Genomic DNA, 3,189 nt, shown 5'->3' with positions numbered 1-3,189 from the left:
GCGCAACCGCGAATCAGGGGGACCAGACACGTGAGTACGACCGCAGCGACGGGTTTCTGCCGCGTCACCGTCGTGGCGCCCGACAGTCCCAGGGCGGCTCGGGGCGCTCAGCCCGTCCCGCCGCCGTCCCCCGCGGGCTCCTCGGGGTGTGCCAGCGCCGCGTCCAGCCGGGCGCGAGCACCCTCCAGCCAGTGCCGGCACACCTTCGCCAGCTCCTCGCCGCGCTCCCACAGGGCCAGCGACTCCTCCAGCGTCGTGCCGCCCGCCTCCAGGCGGCGTACGACCTCGATCAGCTCGTCCCGTGCCTGCTCGTACCCGAGCGTGCCCGCCGCGGCGGCCGTCGTCGTCCCGTCGTCCGTCATGCCGTCCACCCTATGCGCGGGGTCCGACGATCCCCGCCCCTCACTCCGCCACCCGGACCGTGAACTCGCCCTCCGACACCCGTGCCCGCAACTCCTCGCCCGGCGCACCGGCATCCGCGGGGGAGCGCACCACGTGACCGTCCGGCCGCTGCAGCACCGCGTAACCCCGCTCCAGCGTCGCCGCGGGCGACAACGCCACCACCCGGGCCCTGGTGTGCGCGAGTTCCGAGTCGGCTCGGTCGAGCAGATGCCCCAGCACCCGGCGACCGCGCCCGGCCAGGGCGTCCACCTCCGCCGCCCGCTCGTCCACCATCCGGTGCGGGCGCTCCATCGACGAGCGGCCCAGCGCGTGCGCCAGCCCCCGCTCCTCCCGCTCGATCAGGCCCCGCACCGTCCGCAGCCCCCGGTCCCTCAGCTGCTGCACACGATCGAGCTCCTCGCCCACGTCCGGCACGACCCTCTTCGCCGCGTCCGTCGGTGTCGACGCCCGCACATCGGCCACCAGATCCAGCAGGGGCGAGTCCGGCTCGTGTCCGATGGCAGAGACCACCGGCGTGCGGCAGGCGGCCACCGCCCGGATCAGCTCCTCGTCGGAGAACGGCAGGAGATCCTCCACACTGCCGCCGCCACGGGCGACGACGATCACGTCGACGTCCGGCAGTCCGTCCAGCTCCTTGACCGCCTGGACCACCTGGTTCACCGCGTGCACACCCTGCACGGCCGTGTTGCGCACCTCGAAGCGCACCGCGGGCCAGCGCCGCCGGGCGTTCTCCAGCACATCGCGCTCGGCCGCCGACGCCCGCCCGCAGACCAGGCCGATGAGCTGCGGCAGGAACGGCAGCGGCTTCTTGCGGTCCAGGGCGAACAGCCCCTCGGCCGCCAGCGACTTCTTCAGCTGCTCGAGCCGCACCAGCAGCTCGCCGATGCCGACCGGCCGTATCTCCGTCGCCCGCAGGGACAACTGCCCCCGGGGGGCGTACCACTCGGGCTTGGCGAGGACGACGACCCGCGCGCCCTCGGTCACCACATCGGCGATCCGGTCGAAGGCCTGACGGAAGCAGGTGACGCTCACCGAGATGTCGTGGGACGGGTCGCGCAGCGTCAGAAACACCACCCCGGCACCCGGCCGGCGCGACAGCTGGGTGATCTGCCCCTCGACCCAGACCGCGCCGAGCCGGTCGATCCACCCGCCGATCAGCCGCGACACGTCGCCTACGGGCAGCGGGGCTTCCGGGGACGTAGTGAGAGCCATACGGGCGAGCGTATCGGCCCGCACCGACAATCAGGCGGCCCGCCGCCCCCACTGCACCGCGAGCACCACGAGCCCGATCCCCAGCCAGCACAGCCCCACCAGCTGCGCGCTCGTCGTCGCCTCCAGGATCACCGCGACCAGGACGGCGGCACCGATCGCCGGCATCAGCACATGGCGCCACCAGCTCGGCGGTCCCTCCATCCTGCGTACGGCGAACCAGCCCACCACCGAGGCGTGCAGCAGCACGAACGCCGTGAGCGCGCCGACGTTCACCACCGACACCAGATGGTCGAGTCCGTCGTCGCGCCGGGCCGCCCACACCGCCGCCACCAGCGTCACCACCGCCGCGCACATCAGCGCCACGCGCGGCACCCCGGACCCGGGGTCGACCCGCGACAGGAACGAGGGGAGGCGGCGCTCCCGGGCCATCGCGAACAGCAGGCGCCCGGCCGCGGCCTGCCCCGCCAGGGCGGCGAAGGCCGCACCGATGGCCTTGCTGACGGCCACCAGGTCGTGCAGCCAGGTGCCGACGGAGGCGTCCACCGCGTCGTAGAAGGCGGAGCCCTGCTTCACCGGGTCCGCCGCCAGCTCGGCCGATGACACAGGCTCCAGCAGTGCCGCCAGATACGACTGGGCCACGAACAGCACCCCGGCCAGCGCCAGGCAGAACAGCAGCGCCCGCGCCACCTTCGCCGAACCGCCCGTCACCTCCTCGGCGAAGGAGGCGATCGCGTCGAAGCCCAGGTACGAGAGCACCGCGACGGACACCGCCCCCAGCACCGCGGTCATCGTGAATCCCGTGTCCCCGGTCAGCGGAGTCAGCCAACCGCGCTCCGCCCCGTCCCTGGCCAGCACCACCACCGCCGACACCACGAACACCAGCAGCACCACGATCTCCATGGCGAGCACCGCGAAACCCACCCGCGCCGCCGCGCGCACCCCCCAGAGGTTGAGGAGCGTCGTCACCACGACGGCGATCGCCGTCCACACCCACCGCGACACCTCCGGAACCAGCGCGTTCATCGCGATCCCGGAGAACAGGTAGGCGACCGCCGGGATCAGCAGGTAGTCGAGCATCGCCATCCAGCCCGCGATGAACCCCGGACCCTCACCGAGGCCCTTGCGGGCGTACGCGAAGACCGACCCGGCCAGGGGCGCGACACGGACCATCTGGGCGTAGCTGAACGCGGTGAAGGCCATCACCACGGTCGCCACCAGGTACACCAGTGCGACGGCCCCGTGGGACTTGGCGTCCAGCGTGCCGAACACGCCGACCGGGGCCATCGGGGCGATGAACAGCAGCCCGTAGACCACCAGGTCCCGGAACCCGAGTGTGCGCCGCAGCTTTCCCTCGGCCGTGCTGCCGGTGCCCGCCATGAAGCCTCCGTCGCTGGATTGTGTACGCATCAGTCTCCCGACCCCGCCGATCCGGCGCCTGTTCGGTACGGCCTTACGATGGGACGCATGACTGCAACTCCTGCCCGCCGTGTCCTGCTCGCCGCGCCCCGTGGCTACTGCGCGGGCGTGGACCGTGCCGTGATCGCCGTCGAGAAGGCCCTGGAGCAGTACGGGGCC

3 protein-coding genes and 1 pseudogene are annotated in these 3,189 nt (G+C 72.8%); 1 reads left to right on the top strand and 3 read right to left on the bottom strand.

Annotated elements, in window-relative coordinates; translation table 11 throughout:
- Window positions 1-107 precede the first annotated feature (107 nt).
- The 3 genes from AB0I83_RS31310 to AB0I83_RS31300 are packed head-to-tail and all read right to left on the bottom strand — an operon-like array spanning window position 108 to window position 2,991.
- Window positions 108-362 (bottom strand): exodeoxyribonuclease VII small subunit, encoded by a 255-nt coding sequence (locus tag AB0I83_RS31310; RefSeq protein WP_356535697.1) that lies wholly within the window; start codon window positions 360-362, stop codon window positions 108-110.
- Between the two features lie 40 nt (window positions 363-402).
- Window positions 403-1,614 carry an exodeoxyribonuclease VII large subunit gene (gene xseA, locus AB0I83_RS31305; RefSeq protein ID WP_363307036.1) on the bottom strand — a complete coding sequence of 404 codons (1,212 nt, stop codon included), beginning with the start codon at window positions 1,612-1,614 and terminating at the stop codon, window positions 403-405.
- 30 nt (window positions 1,615-1,644) lie between these two features.
- Window positions 1,645-2,991 (bottom strand): APC family permease, encoded by a 1,347-nt coding sequence (locus AB0I83_RS31300; protein ID WP_363307037.1) that lies wholly within the window; start codon window positions 2,989-2,991, stop codon window positions 1,645-1,647.
- Between the two features lie 78 nt (window positions 2,992-3,069).
- Between AB0I83_RS31300 and AB0I83_RS31295 the strand changes: the two are divergent.
- Window positions 3,070-3,189, top strand: a pseudogene (locus tag AB0I83_RS31295) (4-hydroxy-3-methylbut-2-enyl diphosphate reductase); the annotation flags it as partial.

The organism is Streptomyces sp. NPDC049970 (assembly GCF_040660235.1).
In the GTDB taxonomy this organism is placed as follows: domain Bacteria; phylum Actinomycetota; class Actinomycetes; order Streptomycetales; family Streptomycetaceae; genus Streptomyces.
This window is presented reverse-complemented; position numbering and strand designations above follow the sequence as displayed.

Excerpts from the sequence above, each read along its gene's own strand:
- AB0I83_RS31310 (WP_356535697.1), bottom strand. The coding sequence starts at position 362 with ATGACGGACGACGGGACGACGACGGCCGCCGCGGCGGGCACGCTCGGG.
- xseA (WP_363307036.1), bottom strand. The coding sequence starts at position 1,614 with ATGGCTCTCACTACGTCCCCGGAAGCCCCGCTGCCCGTAGGCGACGTG.
- AB0I83_RS31300 (WP_363307037.1), bottom strand. The coding sequence starts at position 2,991 with ATGGCGGGCACCGGCAGCACGGCCGAGGGAAAGCTGCGGCGCACACTC.